Here is a 3,535-nt window from a genome sequence, read left to right as displayed (position 1 = left end):
GGTTCAATGCCTGTTGTGGCTAGTTGGTTTACACGCACAGCAACAGGGCTGGGATAAGCATTTTCAGGCCAATACCATTGGGCATCGAACGGTACTCTCAACGATTCGCTTGGGATTGGAGGTACTCAGGCGGCCTGATTATCAAATCACGGAGAAAGAATTGCTGGCGGCCTGGGTATTATTCGCCAATCAGTTGCTCAAATATGGCTATGCTATGGCTGATTTATGAGGGGATCCTTCAGTACTGAACGACCAGATTCAAGCTCTTGTATTCGATGTCATGGCACTATGGATGAAATTCCAACTAAAGAAAATAAGTTTGATAAATTCCCCCATGATTCTGCTCATTATCGAAATACATTGGAGTGTACAGCATGTCATTCAGAGCACAAACCATCACATGCTATATGTAATGATTGTCATATAGTGGAATTTCCAAACTTAAAATAATTTTTAATTAACTTATTAATTTGAAATTTAATAGGTTTTAATATGTAAGTCAAATTAGATTTTAAAGTCTCACATAATATTAATGGACGTTTTAACATGAAATTAAAAATGATACCTATTGTGATAGCAGCCATATTGCCTATGACTTCCATCGCGGCAACTTATACTCTTGATGGCACTTCATTGACAGTTGATAAACTTTGGGAAATATCTAAGTCAGGTGAAGATGTTAGTATTTCTAAAGAAGGTTGGGAACGTATTCGAGCGTCTTATAAAGCTCCAATTGATGCTGCTGAAGATGGGCGTTCTATCTATGGTTTAACTGTTAATTACGGGGCGCTAAAAGATCAACGTGTTGCAGGGGCTTCGGTCGAAAGTGAACCAAATCGTTCAGAGTCTATAAAATTTAATGAACGGCAAATGCGGATACAAGCAGCGGGTATGGAGCCATTTTTGCCTGAAACAGAATCTAAAATGGCGATGGTTATTCGTTTGAATCAGATGGCCGCAAGCTTTACTGGCATGAGTGTTGAAGCCGCAAATGCCTATATGGAATACATCAACAATGATGTTTATCCGCTTATTCCATCTCGAGGCTCAGAAGGTGCCAATGATTTGAGTATGGTGACTCATATAGGTTTATCCTTAATGGGTGAGTGGGATGTGATGTACAAAGGAAAACGTCGTTCTTCAGCTGAAGTACGTAAAGAGTTAGGGTTAAAAAAATATCATCCGTTTGGAATGGATGGTATTTCAATTCTCTCAAATAGTAATGTTGCCGAAGCACAATCCATTACGGCGGTGAAGAAAGTTGAGCATCTACTCGAACTGTCATCTGTGATTATTGCTTCTAGTTTGGAAGCGCTAAATGGCAACGTTTCACCATTCCTGTGGCATACAGTAGATACAAAAGGATGGCCACAGGGACATGAAGCCGCTGAATCTATTTTATCTCATTTAAAAGGCTCATATCTTTGGAAGCTTGATGCGAAAAGAAATTTACAGGATCCATTAAGCTTCCGATCATCAGGTCAAATCTTAGCAGCAGCGAAAGAAGAATTACGCCAAGCAAAAGAGTTACTTAATACCGCAATCAACCATACGACAGATAATCCAATAGTGCATACAAATGCAAGAGATGATTTATGGTATAGCAATAGCGACTATGTTAATGGTTTACGGGTTGGTGGGAAAAATTTTTTTGTTAACTCTGGGTCAAATTTTGACAATACCCAATTAGCTGTTCAGTTAGAATCGCTTAGTCGTGCACTTGCTCAAGTTATTCATATCTCTGCGTGGCGGACTACCCAATTAGATGATAGTCACCGTACTAAATTAACAACATATCTAATTTCTAAAGAGAATGTTGGTGGTGATGGTTTTGCTAATATTGCACAGTCAATGTCAGGTATTTATGCTGAAGCAATGTCATTGACAAATAGCGCTTCAATTTATGGTGTTCCAACATCTGTCGGTATTGAAGAAACCTTTAGTAATGTAAATTTAATAGCAAATCGTTTAGATAAAATTGCTGACATTGCCTATGAAATATACTCGTATGAGGTATTGCATACAACACAAGGTATGGATATTCGTACAAAAGAACATAGCCAAGTAATGGGGGGAGGGACGAGTAAGTTTCTTCATGAATATCGTAAATATGTTCCGTTTGTCTCTAAGGATCGAATATTTACACCGGATGTAAATAATGGAGTTAAATTTCTAAAATCTTATGATGTAAAGTGAATTTTTATTTCTTACTATTAATGCAGTGATTAATTGTGGTGCAAGATATGTATATGTATATGTATATGTATATGTTTTTTGCACTCTATTCTACAATGTAACTGAAAGTTATTTATTAGTTCTACTTAATATCTAATACAAGCAATTAAATGCTTTAGGAGTGATAGATGAATGCTAAATTATTATGTAATTTAATATCTTCAATAATTGGATTGTCTGCGTTTGGAGTTAGTGCTGACGTTTCAGATGAAGGGCTTAAATTTGGCGGTTCGGTTAGAGCGAACTATGCTTATAGAGATTATGAACAAGCTTCAAAAGATAAAGGGGGGGATTTTTATTTTGATGTTGCAACTTTAACGTTAAATGGAAAAATAGGGGACTGGGGGGTATCTGCAGATTATAGACTGTCATCAAAAACGAATTTCATTAAACATGGCTATGGTTTCTATGATGTAAATGATGATCTGCAAGTTCAAGTTGGTATTAATAAGGTTCCTTTTGGTAATCGAGAGTTAATATCAAATAGTTGGTGGTTTGGTTTGCCCTATTACTTAGGTTTTGAAGATGACTCTGACGTAGGTTTTAAGCTTGTATATGAAAAACAAGGTTGGCATACAGATGTTGCATTTTATAAAAGTGCTGAATATGGTGCGACCGAGAATAAGCGTTATTCGACCGATTTGTATACCGGTACCATCAATGGCACTGAATATCATAATGAAGAAACGAACCAGTTAAACGTGCGCCAAACTTATACAACAGAATACGAAGGCGGCTCGACTACCTTTGGTGGCTCTGTGCAGTATGGCCAAATCTACAACAGTGAGACGGGCAACAATGGCGATCGCTATGCAGTAGCATTGCATTTAGACAGCAGCTACAAAGGCTGGAATTTACAAATGCAAGCCATGCAATATGAATATGATGCTGCAGATGCTATCGACTCCAATAAAATTGGCGTGTCAGTAGTGAGCTGGCAGTATGAAATTGCCTCTAAGGGCCAAGCCTATAACATCAACATTGCCAAAACCGTGAACACAGATTGGGGTAGCATTAAGTTCTACAACGACTTTGGTTTAATGACGCCAGATGCTGAAGGATCCCCTCATAAATCAGCCATAGCATAGCCATATTTGAGCAACTGATTGGCGAATAATACCCAGGCCGCCAGCAATTCTTTCTCCGTGATTTGATAATCAGGCCGCCTGAGTACCTCCAATCCCAAGCGAATCGTTGAGAGTACCGTTCGATGCCCAATGGTATTGGCCTGAAAATGCTTATCCCAGCCCTGTTGCTGTGCGTGTAAACCAACTAGCCACAACAGGCATTGAACCATCAA

Annotated in this window: 3 protein-coding genes and 2 pseudogenes; 4 read left to right on the top strand and 1 reads right to left on the bottom strand. The window is 38.5% G+C overall.

Going from position 1 to position 3,535, the window contains the following annotated elements; all coding sequences use genetic code 11:
* The 4 genes and pseudogenes from L5M17_RS22745 to L5M17_RS22730 all read left to right on the top strand — a co-directional run.
* Nucleotides 1–229: pseudogene (locus L5M17_RS22745) on the top strand (IS4 family transposase); the annotation flags it as partial.
* Nucleotides 226–450, top strand: a complete 225-nt coding sequence (locus L5M17_RS22740; protein ID WP_263149275.1) for a cytochrome c3 family protein — start codon at nt 226–228, stop codon at nt 448–450. The pseudogene L5M17_RS22745 and the gene L5M17_RS22740, both read left to right, overlap by 4 nt.
* Before the next feature lie 96 nt (nt 451–546).
* Nucleotides 547–2,196 (top strand): histidine ammonia-lyase, encoded by a 1,650-nt coding sequence (gene hutH, locus L5M17_RS22735; RefSeq protein ID WP_263149274.1) that lies wholly within the window; start codon nt 547–549, stop codon nt 2,194–2,196.
* Nucleotides 2,197–2,363: 167 nt separating this feature from the next.
* The gene (locus L5M17_RS22730) at nt 2,364–3,323 is read left to right on the top strand and encodes a hypothetical protein (protein ID WP_263149273.1); all 960 of its coding nucleotides are present in this window, start codon (nt 2,364–2,366) and stop codon (nt 3,321–3,323) included.
* Here the strand turns inward: L5M17_RS22730 and L5M17_RS22725 are convergent.
* A pseudogene (locus L5M17_RS22725) lies at nt 3,302–3,535 on the bottom strand (IS4 family transposase); the annotation flags it as partial. The gene L5M17_RS22730 and the pseudogene L5M17_RS22725 overlap by 22 nt on opposite strands.

The organism is Shewanella sp. SW24, assembly GCF_025653395.1.
GTDB classification, from domain to species: Bacteria; Pseudomonadota; Gammaproteobacteria; order Enterobacterales; family Shewanellaceae; genus Shewanella; species Shewanella oncorhynchi.
Note: the sequence above shows the minus strand (reverse complement) of the source record. Positions and strands in the feature narration are given on the sequence as shown.

Bases quoted from the DNA above. Each gene is read 5' to 3' on its own strand.
- L5M17_RS22740 (WP_263149275.1), top strand. From the start codon at position 226: ATGAGGGGATCCTTCAGTACTGAACGACCAGATTCAAGCTCTTGTATT.
- hutH (WP_263149274.1), top strand. From the start codon at position 547: ATGAAATTAAAAATGATACCTATTGTGATAGCAGCCATATTGCCTATG.
- L5M17_RS22730 (WP_263149273.1), top strand. From the start codon at position 2,364: ATGAATGCTAAATTATTATGTAATTTAATATCTTCAATAATTGGATTG.